The organism is Maribacter sp. MS6 (assembly GCF_056839185.1).
In genome coordinates, this window is record NZ_CM166389.1 from 253789 (window position 1) to 270407 (window position 16619).

At 37.8% G+C, this 16619-nt stretch carries 17 protein-coding genes and 1 pseudogene; 5 read left to right on the forward strand and 13 right to left on the reverse strand.

Features of this window, described 5'->3' with window-relative positions; translation table 11 throughout:
- Nucleotides 1–5: 5 nt before the first annotated feature.
- Nucleotides 6–971: a quinolinate synthase NadA gene (gene nadA / locus MS6x_RS01320; protein WP_482604983.1), complete on the reverse strand. Its 966-nt coding sequence runs from the start codon at nt 969–971 to the stop codon at nt 6–8.
- A gap of 174 nt (nt 972–1145) precedes the next feature.
- On the opposite strand from nadA, the gene MS6x_RS01325 reads away from it, so the two are divergent.
- Nucleotides 1146–1589 carry an RrF2 family transcriptional regulator gene (locus tag MS6x_RS01325; protein ID WP_482604984.1) on the forward strand — a complete coding sequence of 148 codons (444 nt, stop codon included), beginning with the start codon at nt 1146–1148 and terminating at the stop codon, nt 1587–1589.
- 49 nt (nt 1590–1638) lie between these two features.
- On the opposite strand, the gene MS6x_RS01330 is transcribed toward MS6x_RS01325, so the two are convergent.
- The 5 genes from MS6x_RS01330 to MS6x_RS01350 all read right to left on the reverse strand — a co-directional run bounded on the left by MS6x_RS01330 (nt 1639) and on the right by MS6x_RS01350 (nt 7616).
- Nucleotides 1639–1833 (reverse strand): hypothetical protein, encoded by a 195-nt coding sequence (locus tag MS6x_RS01330; protein ID WP_482604985.1) that lies wholly within the window; start codon nt 1831–1833, stop codon nt 1639–1641.
- 159 nt (nt 1834–1992) lie between these two features.
- A complete protein-coding gene (gene nrdD, locus MS6x_RS01335; protein WP_482604986.1) occupies nt 1993–3873 on the reverse strand; it encodes an anaerobic ribonucleoside-triphosphate reductase in 1881 nt (626 codons plus the stop codon).
- 8 nt (nt 3874–3881) lie between these two features.
- On the reverse strand, nt 3882–4331 hold the full coding sequence (gene nrdG / locus MS6x_RS01340; RefSeq protein WP_482604987.1) for an anaerobic ribonucleoside-triphosphate reductase activating protein: 450 nt from the start codon (nt 4329–4331) through the stop codon (nt 3882–3884).
- Between the two features lie 301 nt (nt 4332–4632).
- Nucleotides 4633–5127: a nuclear transport factor 2 family protein gene (locus MS6x_RS01345; protein ID WP_482604988.1), complete on the reverse strand. Its 495-nt coding sequence runs from the start codon at nt 5125–5127 to the stop codon at nt 4633–4635.
- A gap of 131 nt (nt 5128–5258) precedes the next feature.
- Nucleotides 5259–7616, reverse strand: a complete 2358-nt coding sequence (locus MS6x_RS01350; protein ID WP_482604989.1) for a nitric-oxide reductase large subunit — start codon at nt 7614–7616, stop codon at nt 5259–5261.
- 1356 nt (nt 7617–8972) lie between these two features.
- On the opposite strand from MS6x_RS01350, the gene MS6x_RS01355 reads away from it, so the two are divergent.
- The 4 genes from MS6x_RS01355 to MS6x_RS01370 all read left to right on the forward strand — a co-directional run bounded on the left by MS6x_RS01355 (nt 8973) and on the right by MS6x_RS01370 (nt 11324).
- Nucleotides 8973–9407, forward strand: coding sequence for an RrF2 family transcriptional regulator (locus MS6x_RS01355; RefSeq protein ID WP_482604990.1), 435 nt, complete (start codon nt 8973–8975; stop codon nt 9405–9407).
- 120 nt (nt 9408–9527) lie between these two features.
- Nucleotides 9528–9821, forward strand: coding sequence for a cupin domain-containing protein (locus MS6x_RS01360; protein ID WP_482604991.1), 294 nt, complete (start codon nt 9528–9530; stop codon nt 9819–9821).
- Nucleotides 9822–9829: 8 nt separating this feature from the next.
- Nucleotides 9830–10555, forward strand: coding sequence for an iron-sulfur cluster repair di-iron protein (gene ric, locus MS6x_RS01365; RefSeq protein WP_482604992.1), 726 nt, complete (start codon nt 9830–9832; stop codon nt 10553–10555).
- Nucleotides 10556–10976: 421 nt separating this feature from the next.
- Nucleotides 10977–11324 (forward strand): hypothetical protein, encoded by a 348-nt coding sequence (locus tag MS6x_RS01370; RefSeq protein WP_482604993.1) that lies wholly within the window; start codon nt 10977–10979, stop codon nt 11322–11324.
- A gap of 213 nt (nt 11325–11537) precedes the next feature.
- Here MS6x_RS01370 and MS6x_RS01375 read toward each other — a convergent pair whose 3' ends face one another.
- The 7 genes and pseudogenes from MS6x_RS01375 to MS6x_RS01405 form a co-directional block, all read right to left on the reverse strand.
- On the reverse strand, nt 11538–12320 hold the full coding sequence (locus MS6x_RS01375) for an ABC transporter permease (RefSeq protein ID WP_482604994.1): 783 nt from the start codon (nt 12318–12320) through the stop codon (nt 11538–11540).
- A pseudogene (locus MS6x_RS01380) lies at nt 12313–13022 on the reverse strand (ABC transporter ATP-binding protein). The gene MS6x_RS01375 and the pseudogene MS6x_RS01380 overlap by 8 nt, the downstream one beginning before the upstream one ends.
- Nucleotides 13019–14230 carry a nitrous oxide reductase family maturation protein NosD gene (locus MS6x_RS01385; RefSeq protein ID WP_482607124.1) on the reverse strand — a complete coding sequence of 404 codons (1212 nt, stop codon included), beginning with the start codon at nt 14228–14230 and terminating at the stop codon, nt 13019–13021. Before MS6x_RS01385 ends, MS6x_RS01380 begins: the two are co-directional and overlap by 4 nt.
- Nucleotides 14231–14259: 29 nt before the next feature.
- Nucleotides 14260–14691, reverse strand: a complete 432-nt coding sequence (locus tag MS6x_RS01390; protein ID WP_482604995.1) for a copper resistance protein CopD — start codon at nt 14689–14691, stop codon at nt 14260–14262.
- Between the two features lies 1 nt (nt 14692).
- Entirely contained in the window at nt 14693–15022 is a 330-nt protein-coding gene (locus MS6x_RS01395) for a cupin domain-containing protein (RefSeq protein ID WP_482604996.1), read from the reverse strand.
- Between the two features lie 478 nt (nt 15023–15500).
- On the reverse strand, nt 15501–15938 hold the full coding sequence (locus tag MS6x_RS01400) for a nitrous oxide reductase accessory protein NosL (RefSeq protein WP_482604997.1): 438 nt from the start codon (nt 15936–15938) through the stop codon (nt 15501–15503).
- A gap of 29 nt (nt 15939–15967) precedes the next feature.
- The gene (locus tag MS6x_RS01405) at nt 15968–16579 is read right to left on the reverse strand and encodes a hypothetical protein (RefSeq protein ID WP_482604998.1); all 612 of its coding nucleotides are present in this window, start codon (nt 16577–16579) and stop codon (nt 15968–15970) included.
- Nucleotides 16580–16619: the final 40 nt, after the last annotated feature.

Consider the following 16619-nt stretch of genomic DNA (forward strand, 5'->3'; position numbering starts at 1 on the left):
GCTGTTTATTTTGAAAGTGCCAACATCCGTTCGATCGGCACCAGGGCCTTTTTTGCAATAGTTTCCGAAACGTGTATTTCTGGCGTTTCATCTTTTAGACACTCAAATAGCCTTTGTAGTGTATTGACCTTCATATAGGCACATTCGCTACAAGCACAGCTATTGTCCGCCATGGCGGGTGCAGGAATAAGCTGTGCACCTGGCACTTCTTTCCGCATTTCATGTAGAATTCCTGCCTCGGTAGCAACGATATATTTTTCATAAGGATGCTTTTTAACAAAGGCAAGCATACCGGCGGTAGAACCAATGTAGTTGGCTATTTTTAATATATGTTCTTCCGATTCGGGATGAGCAATGATCAATGCGTCAGGATTCTTTTGGTATAGCTCTAGGAGTTTGTCAATGCTGAACGCCTCATGCACGATACAGCTACCTTCCCATAGCAACATATCCCGACCGGTTTGTTCGATAATATACCTACCCAAATTTCTATCGGGCGCAAAAATGATAGGGGCGTTCTCAGGTATGGAATTTATAATTTCCAGCGCATTGGATGACGTACAAACAAAATCGCTCATTGCCTTTACTGCCGCTGAACAGTTGATGTAAGTAACCACAAAGTGATCTGGATGAAGTGCTATAAATTCTTGAAACGCCTCTGGCGGACAGGAATCGGCCAAAGAACAGCCGGCGGACATATCGGGAAGGAGAACTTTCTTCTTGGGATTCAATATCTTGGCTGTTTCAGCCATAAAATGTACGCCTGCAAAAACAATAATGTCCGCATCGGTTTTCGCGGCAGCTTTAGAAAGACCAAGACTATCGCCCACGTAATCTGCAACTTCCTGAATCTCGGGCCGCTGGTAATAATGGGCTAAAATGACTACATTCTTTGCCTTCTTGAGCCTTGTTATATCTTTGCAAAGGTCAATTTGCGGAGTGAGAAAATCAGTATGTTTTACACTTTCCAAACCGTGGCTATTTTTTATATTCCAACAAACAAATAGTTTTGTTATTACATGAACTCTTAGCACATCTTTTGCCATACGAAATTAATTGTTCAACCTACCGTAAACAATGATATAAATCATAATTAATTATAAAAATATCTTTTTATTATCTTTGTTGCTTTATAAACTCTGTCTATGTTATCAAATTCTACTAAATATGCCATTAGGGCGATTTTTTATCTTGCTATTCACAGTAGTGAAACCCACAAAATCGGAGCGAAAAAAATTGCAGAGGAACTAGAAGTACCTAAGCCGTTTTTAGCACAATTATTACGCAACCTTACCACCTTTAGAATAGTTTCTTCAACCAAAGGGCCTGGCGGTGGTTTCTTTCTTGACAAGCGGAACAGGAAAAAATCTATTTGGGATGTTATGGTCAGTATCGATGGAGAAGCAAAGTTCGACGAGTGTTTCTTGGGTCTGGCAAAGTGTAACGAGATTAACCCCTGCCCTGCACATGCTATTGTTGCACCATTTAAAAAACAGATATTGAGTGATTTCAGGGATAAGTCCATTGATAAGCTTGTTGCGGAAATTGAAGAAAATGGCACCGTAATTTCCTTGCGGGGATTGGACTGAATTAGTGGCAAATCCTTCTTTCTAGAACTTATCGGAAACATAGATTTTTTCAAATAGCCGTAGTAGATTTATCGGCCCTAGTTTTCAATTCCGTTATTCCTGCGATCATATGGTTTAGGGTAAATTTACTTCCTTCTAAATCTTGTAAAATCCGGATTTTGGAACTAGCAAAAGCTATCTCTATGTTTTGAAGTACGTTTTCCGTAATTTCACGATAGGGTATTCCAAACTTTTCGCAGTACATTTTCCTTAGTTTTTCTAACAGGATATCGTCTACCACAGAGAGATGATAGAAGGCGACTTTTTATTAATATAAAGTGGGGTAAATTGGTCAACGTCTACATCAGAAAATTTAAGGCACATATAAAATTTAGAATATCAACAAGTCCTAAATCGATATTTATTATGCTTTAAGAATTTTTTCCTGCATGTTCGCAGTATTAATTTCATATTCAGATAAGTTTTGTGTCAAAATTTCTACCCTCCTATTTGCTAAATTTCGTTCATTGCCTTGCAAATGATAATGTCTCAGGTGATGCTCTTGTTGCCTGCCCGAACTAAAATTCGATACCCGTTTGAGATAGCCAATGACCCGAGTGGCATGGTCTACATTCTGTGAAGAGCACATACTACACTCGAAGAGCGTTCGTTTATCGATATGGGTACATTTATTACATATGGTTATCCGAATGTTGAAACAGAAATAATTGCATCCGGCCTTGGCCGTGGCATGTATTAGTCTTACAAAACCGTCCTTTTTCGGGGTCTCCTCAAGATTCAAGTGTAGGGCCGAACCCCCATCTAGATACTGGATGATTTCTTTGCCGTGAAGTAGTATCTTATCAAGCGCATTTATGCTGTGGTCCTCTACCACATAGAAATAAGAGTTGTAGCAATCCCTTGGTACGAATAAACCATCCTCTCGATCCCACTTGGCATTTTTAACACCAAGGTTCTCAGCAGGTACAAACTCTGTGTTGAACATATATCCGTATTGCCCTTTCGCAATTCTATTTTCTTGATAGATAGCTTTTAGATATCGGTTTACAAAATCTTTATATGGCTGATTATTACCAACTATAATTCCTTGGCTTTCGGCAGCTTCGGCCATGCCATTGATTCCAATTGTCAAAAACTGTTTCTCTAAACAAATAAATCCAGATTGGTACACTGGAAGCATTCCCGCATTTTTATACTCATCCATAAGTTGCCTGAAGGCGACTTGATATTTATGTACTTTTCTGACCTCTTCCACAATATCCGCATTCTGTTGCACCAATCGGTTCATGTTCAACGTAATGACGTTTACAGAACCTGTAGCTACGCCGCCTGCGCCTAAAGAGTAGCTAAATGTATTGTCGCTGATTTCGTTACGCAGACGACAGCAAGATGCTAGGCTATCGGCGTTCTCGGATTGATAGATAAAAAAGGAATTGCCCTCACTTAATTCTTGGGCGCACATTTCGGTAAAATCCGTATCAACGGGAATACCGTCCTTTACCAACATCGCCGCTGTAACTACCGGAAAAGTAAGCACGGCCTTTTTTCGTTCTTCATTGAACCATTTCATAAAGAAGGTTTGTAAACGTTTTACGCTTTCCCATTTCGGCCTGGTCATATTTGGGAACACAAAGTCCCCGAACATACTTTCAAAATAAGCCGTATCGTATAAGGATATATTCCAAAAAACGGATTGATAGCCCCTAGCAGCGGCGGGTTGGTTTACGGCATAGACTACATGTTGCAAATGATTGGCAATCAGTTTTTCATTTTCCGAAAGATAATCTGGGCCATAATCTTTGCCGGCAAAATGGTCAAAGTACAGCAAAAACTCGACCGTAGCCAGAGCGCCGGCGAATTGGGAACTCACGGCAAAGACAAGATTTACAAACTCCCCACAATAACTCTCCAAGTGTTTTGGAGCCCGACTTTCGCCGCCCAATTTGGTAAGGCCGTCTAAAAGGAAAGGATACATACTTATAGAGGCACAATAGGGCTTCAACGAGGTTTCATCATGAACATAAATTTCATGTGATTCTATTTGTCGGATATACTCCTTGGCCAGTTCATCTCCAAAAAGGGATGCTATCTTTTGTTTTACTAAGGCCCGATTTACTTGAATATTAATGTCCTTGTTCAATTCGGCCTCCATGGTAGCAATATTTTTTGAAGTTACGTTAGCGTTGGAATCTACCTTGGAACCGTCCGCTGCGTTACCGGAATTGAGATAGTGGTCAATGAAATCTATTTTTTTTGCAATCTGCTCGTCTGTAAGTCGTATCATAAGATGATTTAGTTAGGTATGAATAAATGATTAAGAATCTTGTCCGTTTTTACTTCTTTAAATTTTTGATTTGTTGTCTCACTTCCAAGCCCGCCCAATTCTTTTACCCATGGGCCGGTTTTGATATAGGTCAGATGATTTAGGATTCGTTGATTCACTTCATCCAACCCTGAATAAAGACAGGTTTTATAACCGTGTTCCCTGGCATATCTTAAATAGAAAACCAGTTCTTTTGGATGCCACTCACCTCCCATGAATAGAACGCAACTGGCAAAACCTGTATATCGATAAAGAATATCTTTATAAGCCTTTCTGTTAATTTTAGACCCACTCCCTTCTTTCCATAAGAAAGGAGAGTGGCACCCTTCACAACGAAGCGGACATCCTGATATGGTGAAACAAAGGCTTATTTCGCCCGGCACCTCTTGCATCACTACATGAAAATCAAAACAATACATAATTACAACATTAAATGACCTTTTTATATTTTATAAAGATACATTGATTCTTTAATCTTCTCAAACAAGAAGATTTGACTTATTAAGAATCTTATCAACACATAATCACTTTTAAGACCGTTTCCACTATTTCGGACATAGTGATATACCAACTCAAACTAAAAGATTTTATTTCAAATGTCTTGAAAATCAATGATTATGATCAACTTCGAAGTCAATATAAACTTATAATACAGGCTACTAAATTAGATGCCTAAATAGTAGTCTGTATTACAATTAAGACTGTCTTACCAAATAAAATCTATTGTTCATTAGTTAAATTCTTAAGTGGGGAATGGTGCTCATGAACCATTTTCCAGCCACTATCGGTCTTAACGAACAATAACGTAATTTGGTCATTTACCACGACTAGGTCTTCATCAAACTTAAGATGAAAATCTGAGTGAAAAGTTACATTGGCCACATCACCATATACCGCAATTTGTAAATCTTTTGCATCAAATTTTATAACTTCGGTCACAGAGCCAAAAGTGTTGCGTTCATGTGTTTCGTTGGCATCGCTACCGTTACGTGGTTCCCCGTTCTTGAATTCCGTGAATTTTGGACTATAAGCGTGAAAGGAGATAAGCTTGTCCATATCCCCATCTTTGATGCTTTGGGCCATTTCCCCAAAGGTTTTCATTACTTCTTCCTTTGCTTCGGGAAATTCATCGTTTACCAAGTCAACTTGAGCTTTACAGGGCATCCACAAAAACCCGATAAGTACGATTGATACTACCATTTCTTTTGTTTTCATAATACTATATTTAAGGATTAATTTTTGTTAATTTCAATTCTGAGTATCCATATTCTCACTATAAGATTTGTTTACAAAGTCCTATTCCCGTCTAATAGGAAACGCTTTCATTTACACTAACATTCATTAGTTCATTCTTCTGATTGGTTTTCTTCAAGCGATGTTACCGAATAGGAACCCGGCTTTAGGGAATTCATCCTTGAAGCCATAAACAGCATTAAGGGTATGACCCCACCAAAGAGGAAAATACAAGCACCTATTGCTCGCAACCATGTCAATGATTTAAAATTTTCTCCTCCTATGAACTGTTCCGACCTTGCAAACCATAGACCACTCTCAACTACCTCCTTGAACTGTATGATTCCGGCAGGGAGTAGGTCCAGTAGCACCATAAGCATAAGTCCAGCATTAATGGACCAAAAGGAGATTTTGACCAAGTTTTTGTTCCACCTTTTGGATTTGAACAATAGCCGAGATGCAAATAGCATGGCAGCTAGCGAAATATTCCCGTAAACTCCCATTAGGGCAGCATGCGCGTGGTTAACGGTGAGGTATGTTCCATGTTCATAATAGTTCAATATAGGCAGGTTGATGATGATTCCCAATACCCCGGCTCCGAAGAAATTCCAAAAATTTACAGCTATCAAGAATGAGAATACCTCGGGAAATCCGAAATCGCCTAGTTCCGTGGGTTTAATTCCATTAAGGGCTATCTTGGGCATGTTCTTAAAGCGCCATGCTTCTACGGTCAATAGAATCAAGGGAACAAACTGAAGGGTTGAGAAGACACTTCCCAAGGCCATTGTGGCGACGGGCTTTGCATTCCAATAAAAATTATGCGATATACCCAAAAGGCCGGTTCCCAAAAATAAAATAGTGGCAAAATAGATAACCCGAATAGCGGCATTGCGGCTCACTAACCCCATCAGAACCATCAAATAACTAACGATTACGGTAATGAACACCTCAAAAAACGCCTCTACCCACATGTGAACAACCATCCATCGCCAGAAATCAGCGATAACAAAATTGGTCTCTGGCCTGGCTACAAACCCCGAGATGAAGAGTATCGGGATTCCCACAACAGAATACATAATCCAATTAGGCAGGTTCCACGGCATACTTTTTATAAAAGCAGGCCTAACACCTCGGTAGACTACGACACCCCAAAGAATGAAAATTAGCATCAACAGTACTTGAAAAGCGCGCCCAAAATCCACAAATTCCCAGCCTTGATGCCCAAAGGCATACCACCATTCACCTAAAAGGCCTAATGGCCCAAGTACCATACCGGTCAATGATCCAGCAACCAATACAAAAAGGAGCAAAAAAAGAATGTTGATAAGGGTGAGTTGGCCCTTCACTTCCTTTTTGGCCAATAAGGGAAGAATAAAAATGGAGGACGCAATCCAACAGGTCGATATCCAATAAAGCGATAGCATCAAATGCCAGCTTCTAGACACGGTCACAGGAAAATACTCGGAAAGGTTAATACCAAAATAGCCTAGATAGTCTATAAACTCGTTAATGGTAATAAATCCGCTGGCCACCTGAATAAAAAAAAGAATAATGGCCACCAGGAAAAATTTATAAGAAGCTTTTTGGGTTCTGCTGGGAACAAAATCCTGTACCCGTTTAAGGGTCAAGAGTTCCTTTGATGCCGGTTTGAAAAATTTATTAGATAGCTGGTTGTACTGCCCAATGAAATAGAGTACAAATCCACAGACTAGCATAAAGGCGAGCATACCCAAGACGCTCCAGAGAACGACCGGGGAAGTGGGGGTGTTGCCAGCCAATGAATCATAAGGCCAATTATGGGTATAACTAAAGTTTTCACCGGGTCTTTCCGTGACACATACCCAAGCACCCCAGAAAAAGAAGCTGGCCAAATCTTCGATTTCTTGGGTATTGGTTATATAATTCGGGAGCGAAAAGGAATTTTCCGGATTATCTCCTGCAAAGACGTTCAAATAGTATTCTTTAAGCTTTCCTAAAGCAAATGCATAAGCATCATTTAAAATAATGGTATTCGCTGCTTCATCATAAGTATTTGTTTTGAGGTCATGTTTTACCTTTTCATTGATTACTTGTTTCTCGTTTTCAGTAACTTCCCTGCCTTTCAACTCTTCAAACTGCTTTTGATAATAGTCGTTCATATATACATTGATGAAGTGCAAGGCTTCGGCTGTGAAATCAGGCCCTCGCTGTGCGCCATCACCAAAAAATGAACCATATTCCATTAAGGCATATTTGTGGAAAACTGTCTGACCTTGTTCTATGGTAGACTGGTCTATTAAAACTTCTCCCTTAGTTGATGTAAAGCCCGACATAGGAGGCGCGTCATTGTAGGTCTGGTAACCTATCATTCCAACACCAGCTAAACTGATTATTAGGATAAAAATCAATGGGGGCCACCAGTTTTTGGTATCCATTAAATAATCAATATTCTTTTTTATTCCGTAGGGATTTTCCTTTTTTAAATCTTTCATACTAGTATTAATTCGTTAAGCTAGAAGCATTTCATGGTCTGAAATATTTCATTATAAGGACTCCTTAATCGTAAGACAGCTCTTTTCTTCAACTATTAAGCTTGAAGAAAAGATTATTCGAATATAAAAATATTAAATGACCTTTTTATAATTTAAATTAAAAATGTTTATAATTACTATAGGAAAAATACATGAATGATAGAGGTGAACTCAAGTATAACGTATTATTGGTATTAATAGAAGTCTACAGTGTACGATTGTTTTCGAAAAAGATTCTCTAAGCATATTAAGAAGATTTACCAACACGAATTTAATTTGGAGAATATGCGGATTCTATAATTAGCAGGCTTGAAAAACAGACTTTTTGCAGTAAACAATTAGTTAGTTGGTAAGGACTAGAATAGTGAGGATTGTATTAATGAATTTTGATTTCAATGACTAATTGAATAATCAGGACAAGTGAAAAAGTACAGGTTTATAGCCTTTCTAGGTCTTTTGATGATTTTACGGGACTACTGCTAATCGTCTTGCTAAAGCCGTGGCAAATAAGCTTAGTTATTATCATAAGTTCCGTAGGTACGGTTATTTTTCTATGGGCGACATATAAATGGTACCGCTATAATAAATCCATTATATTGCAATAGGGCGCAGTACCCGATTTTAGATTATCGGTATACTTGCTCAAACCCGTATTTATAGCCTTACGCCCTCCCAAAAAATTCTTTTTTTTCAGCAACAATTCTATAATTACAACCAAAATAGTTATACTCGGTATAGAACGGATGTAGTAAAATTACTTGAGGCAAAAAACTTCTGTCTACCAACTTTCCGTTACAAAAAATAAATACCTCTTTTGCCACAAGACCACTAAATTACATAGCGACTGGCATTGGGTCAATAATCACCGAAGTTCTTTAGGCTCTATTCGAGGGCATAATTTATGAGCTGGAAATAGAAACAATCTAGTGTAAATTCGATAATACGCTCTTTCAAAATGAGCATCACCTTCCTCCTATTTACTAGCACTTAACTTCTTTATTTCAGTAACACCTAATGCTCTTAGGCTTTTTATCAATCTGTAGTGAACTTAGCTATTCAAAGGCATTGACCTATAGAAAAGTATTAATTTCGTTTGCCCAGTCATACCGTTTTTAAATCCTTATTTGAATTGGGAACATATCCTATATGTCATATTTCTTAATCAGTGTAAGACAGAGGCAAGGTAATTATTTAGACAAGAAAGTATAGAGTGTGACAGAAATTAATACCATCAGAGATTTATTGCTTAAATTTAAATTGGATATTTTTGTCCGAATTATAAATAATTAATATCTTTGATTACTATTAATAATCAAGATGTTTTCAAAAGCGTGCGAATACGGTATCAGAGCAGCGACCTACATCGCTTCACAATCCTTAGAGGGTAGACGTGTCAGTTTAAAGGAAATTGCTGAGGAAATAGATTCCCCGGTAGCTTTTACCGCCAAAATTCTACAACAATTGTCTAGGAATGAAATCATTGATTCAGTTAAAGGTGCTTTTGGAGGCTTTGAAATTGGCAGGAAACAAATTGACCGTGTAAAACTAAGTGAAATTATAAATGCCATCGAAGGCAATAAGATCTATATAGGTTGTGGACTCGGACTTAAGGAGTGTAATGCTGCCAAACCCTGCCCTGTACATGATAAATTCGTTGCCATACGCAATGATTTAAAAGAAATGCTCGAAAATACTAGCTTGTACGAAATGGCGGTAGGCCTAGAAGTAGGATTGACATATCTAAAACGCTAAAAAAAATTAATTTTAATTCGGACATTTTTATCCTATTATCGCAAAAATCCAGTTAACGCAAATCTTCCCCGCGTTCTCGTTCTAAATTAATAAAGTGGGAAGAAGCAAAAACAAGAAATCATGGAAGTACAAAATAAACCAGAATTAACTCGCTTGGCTTTGGGCGACACTTTTAAAATTCTACGCATCGAAGGTAGCGCAGGAATGAAAATGCCCGCACATTACAGTACTCTTGAAGCTGTTATCCTGGTGCAGGCCGGTGAAGCATTACTACAGATGCCGGATAAAAATCATTTTTTGAAAAAACGTGACTGCCTTATTATTCCTGCAAGAAAGGAACACAAATTAATCATTGAAAAAGACTTTAAGGCCATAGCTGTCATGGCCGTTAAATCTGAAATTAATTTTATATAGCTCATATCATGGAAAAATTATTGGAAAAAACTATTGGCCAAATGGTCGCTGAAGATTATCGAACCGCTCAAGTGTTCAAGAACCATAAAATAGATTTTTGTTGTAAGGGCAACCGTAGCGTTCAAGAGGTGGCCGAAAAGCATCATCTTGATGTTGACGTGCTACTCGGAGAGATAGACGAAGTACAAAGACAAGCCAGCAACGACAACACCGATTTTAAGTCTTGGCCGTTGGACCTGCTTGTGGACTATATCGAAAAAAAACACCACCGCTATGTCGAAAAAGGAATTCCCGTTTTAAAAGAATACCTAACGAAACTTTGCGAGGTACATGGCGAACGCCATCCTGAACTTTTCGAAATTAATGAGCATTTCAACGCTTCGGCTGGCGAACTGGCAATGCATATGAAAAAAGAGGAGTTGCTGCTCTTCCCATGGGTATGCAAAATGGTCAAGGCCGAATCACAAAACGAATCCCTTGACAGACCACATTTCGGTACGGTCAAAAACCCAATAGCCATGATGATGCAAGAACATGAGAACGAGGGCGAAAGGTTTAGGTTGATAGCAGAACTTAGCAAAGACTACAATCCACCAGTAGACGCATGCAGTACTTATAGGGTCGCATTCTCCTTACTTAAAGAATTCGAGGAAGACTTGCACAGGCATATTCATTTAGAAAACAATATTTTGTTTCCCAAAGCAGAGTTATTGGAACAAAAATTCATTGCTTGAAAAACTATGAAAACCAAGCCTATAAAAAGAGACAAAGCATTATAAGGTGTAAGCCGTGATCACCATAACGGCTTACTACTTTGTTAGAAAATATGTTTGGATTCTAAAGAAGAATATCTGAGGTCCGTATGAAAAAGTTTGCGGACTGATCTTTAAATTTTATTTAAAACAATATTCTGAGTTATAGGAAAACAACATATTGCCACCTTAAGAGATGGCAATAAACTGGTAAAACGAGTTTGCTTACAGCATAAAAAACTACACATGCTTTTTACCAAAAATCGAAACACCAACAAAATCATTGAGCCTTATAGGAGAATAACTTCAACATCATATCCGCTTTGAAGAACGTGTATGTTCAACCAAATGAAAATAATAGCAACTGAAAAACAATTACGAATAATTTCAAAAAATCACAACAATGAAAAATTCAAAGACAATACCGATGACCCATCTTGAATCTGATAAAAGAGTCAATCTTAGGTTTAAATTGTATAACAGTTTGTTGTCCGAGTTTAAAAAACAACAAACAGGTTATTCCGCTATCGCGATTATAGGACAAAGTTGTCTTGGGTCTGCAGCTGTGATGCTTTTGCTAATCCAAAGTATTCCCATGGCCGTCAAAATGGTCTTTGTGTTCCTAGTAACAATTCTTTGTATGAGCTTTAATGCAGCAGTATTGGCTCAATTGAAGTCCAAGACCACCTTTAATCTGCTCATATTAAGTGTGATTTTCAGTATTGCTATCATAATTGCTAATTTGGTTTAGTTATAGCGAATATCGAAGAGCAACATATCCCTCATGTGGTTTATTATAATTCTTGTAACAAATCAGTTACTTTACACTTTGATATTCAGTATGTTGTTTCCTGCAAAGCATTGTTTATCAGTATTTGATTTTCATTGCGCTAATTGCAGACATCTTGGTATTCTTTGCATTAAATTATAGATGTAAAGGAAAAATAAGCTATTTGGATTCATATTAGAAATCTTTCCTATTTGATTTAAAAACTAAACTCCATATAGGTAAGATGGTCCATAAGCAGAGCATCAACATCGAAATTATCAAACCTTGATTTGTACCGAAAAATTGCTTAAATACAGCACCGGTATATCCTAAAAGGGCCGAAATATCCAGTTTTAAAAGAATCAACGTCCGAGATAAGTCTATGGGGTTAAACATAGTCGCACCTAATGAAAAACCATCCAATGGATATTCCTTAAAAATAATCAATGACATTAGAAAAAGGCCATCATAAACAACGGCAAGAAACAACCACAATAGTACGGCATATCCAAAGCCCTTGATCCTATTTTCGTTGGATATTGCTATGTTGAAGGATAATGCCGTAAAAATAAGGGTCAAAAATGCCCCGGTTACCAGTAATAAACTGAAATCAAAAATAGCATCACTTCGCAACAATCCATAAAGTAAGAATGGAATACCAAGGCCTAAAACCAAACTCAAAGTTAACGATCCTGCTACCCCCAGGTACTGCCCTAAGAAAATCGAAGAACGTTTAATCGGTTGCGCTAGCAGCAGTTCTGTAAATTCCTTGGAATTGTAATAATACATGACCCCGAAAATAGTTCCAATCAACGGAACGAGTACAATAATAATATTCATCAAAGTAATTACTGCTTTTGAAACATCATTGTTCAAAAACAAAAGCACAAAGCCTAAAATAAGATAGAATAGAAAATACACATAGCTCCATCGGCTACGAACGAGATCGTAAAAACTATATTTCAATATTTTAAACATGGGCGTTCTGATTTGCTATGGCCGCTATGGCGTGTTCTAAATCGGTTTGGTTAGTCTTTTTCTGCAATTCGGAAATGCTTCCCTTAAAATAGATTCTACCTTCTAATAGGTAAACAATATCGTCCGCGACCTCGGCAACAAATTGCATGATATGGGAGGTTATCAAAATCGTTTTTCCCTTTTCTCGCTCTTTCTTGATAAGTTCTTTCAATCGAATCAAGGAAGCCGGGTCTAGACCTGTGGTGGGTTCATCTAAAATCAGAATAGAACAATTAAACATGAAAGCCAAGACGATATTTACTTTCTGCTTAGTGCCCCCGATAAGGTGGATAGCCTTTTATTCAAAAAGGGTTCAAGTTGAAATAATTCGATTAAATCTTCCTCTGAACTGGGCATTTGGCGAAGATCCCTGATCATACGTATCAACTCTTTAACTTTCAAGTTTCCTGGAAAATTGGCAATCTGTGGTAGGTAGTCAATATCCTTACGGTATTTCCAGTTCTTTTTGATTGCTGTACCTCGGACCGAAATCAGGCCCATATTGGGAACGACCATACCCAAAATACTTTTGATCAAAGTTGTTTTTCCTGAGCCATTCGGTCCTAGTACGGCAAAAATCCCTCCTTCTTCAATAACAAGATCCAAACCCTTGAGTACTTCGTTCTTTCCGAATTTCTTATGTAAGTTTTCAACTTGAATCATAGTGCTTTTTTCATTAGGGGATGTGTATCTAATAAGTTATCTGGCGTAAAAACGGGGGATACTTTTTCGGAAAAATCGATGATATCCATAAATAGACTGCGTAATAAAACAATGGTCTCAGGGGTCCTGTTTACAATATAGGAAAATAGTTTTACTGGGCGATAAGGCACATCACCCACACCATTTTTATCTAAATCGTAACCCGTATAGTCACTCCAGTAATTTTGGTCGAATACGTTATCGTTCAATTTACTGTTATAAGAAATATCAAAAGAATTATACAAAAAATTGTTTTTAGTGAATGTGTTTGCATAACAGGCTCCGAGAACTTTTACTGCCCATCCGTTTTTTATAAAACTATTGTTCTTATAATCAATCCGGTTTGAGCCTTCGATGTTTATTCCGATTGTGTTTTCCTCAAATGTATTGTTGCTGATCTCAGCGTCGTTAATTTCCTTTAAGAGCATTCCGAAGGCTGCAGTGCCCCAATTCTTTCGAAACGTATTGCCAATCATTTTTATCCGTTTAGAAAACATCACAGCTACCCCTGCCCCATTGTTTTCAAAAACGTTATCAGTGTACACGTCATCGTTGGAAAACATAAAATGAAGTCCATACCGCAAATTGTTCATACTCTCGTTATTGTTTATGGTGACGTTATCGGAGAATTCCAGATAAATACCATCGCGCACACCTTGAACAATGTTTCGGTCTACCACAACATTGTGCGAATACCACAATTGTATACCGTTTCCGGAATTGTATTCATCCTTGGCATCACCGATTATTTTATTGTGATATACCTTTCCGTTGTTCGATTTCTCTAAATAGATTCCAAAAAACAGTTTTTCAAGAACAACATTCTGAATCAGGTAATTCTCGCTTTTTACAACGCGAATCGCGGCATAATCGGAGGTGTAGCTTGTACCCACGTTGACAATGAACAACCCGTCGATAGTTACATCATCGGAAACAACGCGAATGATTTCACCTTGATCTTCTCCATCGATAATCGGATAATCTTCCCCGAGTAATATGAGAGGTTTATCCACAAGTATGTTATACTCGTGATACGTTCCCTTTTTAATTAGCAAGGTATCATATGCAGAGGCGATAGTTATGCCTTCCTTAACGGATGTAACTTCACAGGAAGCACAAACGGTTATTGTATTCGCTATTGAAACCTGTAGGCCAAACAGGAAACTCATAATAAGCGCTACTAAATATTTTTTTTTTCTCATAACATTTCTCCACTTCTTAAATCAAACCCTACAAAAACGAATAGTCCGGCCAATACTGTTACCGCTATGATATCCATCGCCAATGGTTTTAGGGCTCTTTTGGGTATCAAAACCAAACGAGCATGTAAGGCCAATATAACGGTTGCAAATAAAAGTACCAATTTCAATGCAATATGTTTGGTATGATGAAGATCAAAATCAAATTTGAAAAAATTCGGGGCGTATTCTGTTGCAAAATAAATACCGGTTGCCGTTAAGATCAAAAGTGCTGGTATGCCGATTGGCTCGAATTGGGATTCAAAGGTTCGTATAATCTGAAAATCTTTCTTTTTTAAAGCATTGGGCAAAACCCGAAGTGCTAGAATCAGGTGGCCCCTAGTCCATATGGTTGCAGCTAAAATATGGATGAAAATTAGAAGTTTCAGCATATTATCTTATAATCCGAAACTTAGAATTCTGACGTGCCGCGGCCCAATGCTTTTTCTCTTTGGGAAAACCTATGCTCTGTTGTTTCTCAAGAAAGAAATCCTCATCATTGATATGAAAAACGATACTTCCCTCCAACATTACCAATTGGCCATCTTTCGATGAGGTATGTTCCGGAAAAATAGTCTCTTTTTCCAAAGTGATACTGAGCACTTCTAATGATTCGGTTTTAACGAGTTTTTGAACTTGGAGCTTATCAAAAGTTTGAGAAGCAATGGTATTGTCAACAGTGCCTATTTTGATTTCAGAATCACTGATTTCAGTTGTTTTCATCGTTTCTATGTTTTCCTATGATTTTTGAAATATTGATGCAATATACTAAGGGTATTCCTCCTTTTTGTAATCGACTTGTAAAATCTTGAATGAACTTTGGATATGTTTCCTTTCCTTTAACGATTGCTTCTTGAACCCCTTCAAAAAAGTTATGCAAATAGTGTTTAGAAGCACTTTCTTTAAGCTCTTCAAAACTACCTTGCACCAGTACCAACAGCCATTTTGAATTGATTGGATATCATCGACCTGTAGTGAAATGTTTCCCTATTCAGGCATAGCATTCAATTTAAATTCTTCGGAAGAGTAACTCAAAATATTATTCTCTTCATTATCGTGAAAATAGGTAATCGGAACAACTAATGGACTTTTACCTGAAATATATGCCAGTAGACCATGATAATTGGTGTCAAGTACTTCTAAACATTCTAATGTATCCAATTCCTTTATCATTCCTATTACACGTTCTAAAAGTCAGCCTCTATTTTCTATCAAAATATTGAACCAATTCCATCCAATTGTAGAGCTCTCCACCATTTTCCAATTGTGCTTTTTGTGCAGCTTCCATGGTCGCAAATGCGCTTAAAAAATCGCCCATCGGGCTAGGAATGTTTTTACTTATCAAATAGGTAGCTGTAGTGGCATCAATCAATTCTCCTGGTTGATTATAATCATTGACCAAAAAAACTGCAATCGTCTCTTCGTCAATTTCCTTTAAATGGTTTAACATACATTCCGAAGCATCGAAGGCATAACTTCTTCCTTTTTTGGTCATGAATTGTGCAGCATGTTGCTTGTCGACAATGGTCATGCTACAAAAATGGCATCCATCCGTTCCATAGGCAATTTGCTTGGGAGTATTTTTACAACCTGTTAGAATGATACAGGCTATGACAAAATTAATAATGTGCTTTTTCATGAAGTTGCTAGTTTTCCAGTTTTATTATTTTATGAGTTAGACCCGTTTTTCCAACCTACAAAAGAAGCCACTAAAGTAAGGCTCATTCCGGTGAACATCATCCAAGCTCCTTTTTCAGGTAGTGAGGTCACATCAAAATTCAACATCTTGGCGTTACCGAAAAGTGGCGGTTTGTAACTCATAGGTGTACCATCAGGATTCGCAAGCTTCATAATAGCATTCGGGTCTAGATTCGTGCCATAATCCACCATCCAAGCGTTGAAGTCGTACATGCCCAAGACACCTAGAATGCTCATCAAAACAAACCATCCTAAAAACCATTTATAATTTACTTTTCCCAAGAAACCCAGTAACCCGATTAGTACGCCCAAAGCAACCATACCACCTATGACCAAAGGAAAAGTTTTAAACTCCCACATTTCTTCCGGTTTAGGCAACTTGCGCATACCGATGTAGTGGTTCAAACCATCTATATTCTGTAAATCGAACTCGTTCATATCGCGAATACCATCTATGTGAATGTTCATACCTAATGGTTCTGGGTATTGAGGAGCGCCCAACATAATGTTCCATAGGGGAAAGAAGAACAATCCCAATAGAAACAAGGGGCCTATAATCATTATGATACTTGCTTTTTTCATTTTTCTACAATCTTAAATTATGATACGAATGTTCCTTTTT

Bases quoted from the DNA above. Each gene is read 5' to 3' on its own strand.
- MS6x_RS01375 (WP_482604994.1), bottom strand. From the start codon at position 12,320: ATGTTTAAAATATTGAAATATAGTTTTTACGATCTCGTTCGTAGCCGA.
- MS6x_RS01350 (WP_482604989.1), bottom strand. From the start codon at position 7,616: ATGAAAGATTTAAAAAAGGAAAATCCCTACGGAATAAAAAAGAATATT.
- MS6x_RS01395 (WP_482604996.1), bottom strand. From the start codon at position 15,022: ATGAAAACAACTGAAATCAGTGATTCTGAAATCAAAATAGGCACTGTT.
- MS6x_RS01370 (WP_482604993.1), top strand. From the start codon at position 10,977: ATGAAAAATTCAAAGACAATACCGATGACCCATCTTGAATCTGATAAA.
- nrdD (WP_482604986.1), bottom strand. From the start codon at position 3,873: ATGATACGACTTACAGACGAGCAGATTGCAAAAAAAATAGATTTCATT.
- MS6x_RS01405 (WP_482604998.1), bottom strand. From the start codon at position 16,579: ATGAAAAAAGCAAGTATCATAATGATTATAGGCCCCTTGTTTCTATTG.
- MS6x_RS01330 (WP_482604985.1), bottom strand. From the start codon at position 1,833: ATGTACTGCGAAAAGTTTGGAATACCCTATCGTGAAATTACGGAAAAC.
- ric (WP_482604992.1), top strand. From the start codon at position 9,830: ATGGAAAAATTATTGGAAAAAACTATTGGCCAAATGGTCGCTGAAGAT.
- MS6x_RS01385 (WP_482607124.1), bottom strand. From the start codon at position 14,230: ATGAGTTTCCTGTTTGGCCTACAGGTTTCAATAGCGAATACAATAACC.
- MS6x_RS01325 (WP_482604984.1), top strand. From the start codon at position 1,146: ATGTTATCAAATTCTACTAAATATGCCATTAGGGCGATTTTTTATCTT.
- nrdG (WP_482604987.1), bottom strand. From the start codon at position 4,331: ATGTATTGTTTTGATTTTCATGTAGTGATGCAAGAGGTGCCGGGCGAA.
- MS6x_RS01345 (WP_482604988.1), bottom strand. From the start codon at position 5,127: ATGAAAACAAAAGAAATGGTAGTATCAATCGTACTTATCGGGTTTTTG.
- MS6x_RS01355 (WP_482604990.1), top strand. From the start codon at position 8,973: ATGTTTTCAAAAGCGTGCGAATACGGTATCAGAGCAGCGACCTACATC.
- MS6x_RS01360 (WP_482604991.1), top strand. From the start codon at position 9,528: ATGGAAGTACAAAATAAACCAGAATTAACTCGCTTGGCTTTGGGCGAC.
- MS6x_RS01400 (WP_482604997.1), bottom strand. From the start codon at position 15,938: ATGAAAAAGCACATTATTAATTTTGTCATAGCCTGTATCATTCTAACA.
- MS6x_RS01390 (WP_482604995.1), bottom strand. From the start codon at position 14,691: ATGCTGAAACTTCTAATTTTCATCCATATTTTAGCTGCAACCATATGG.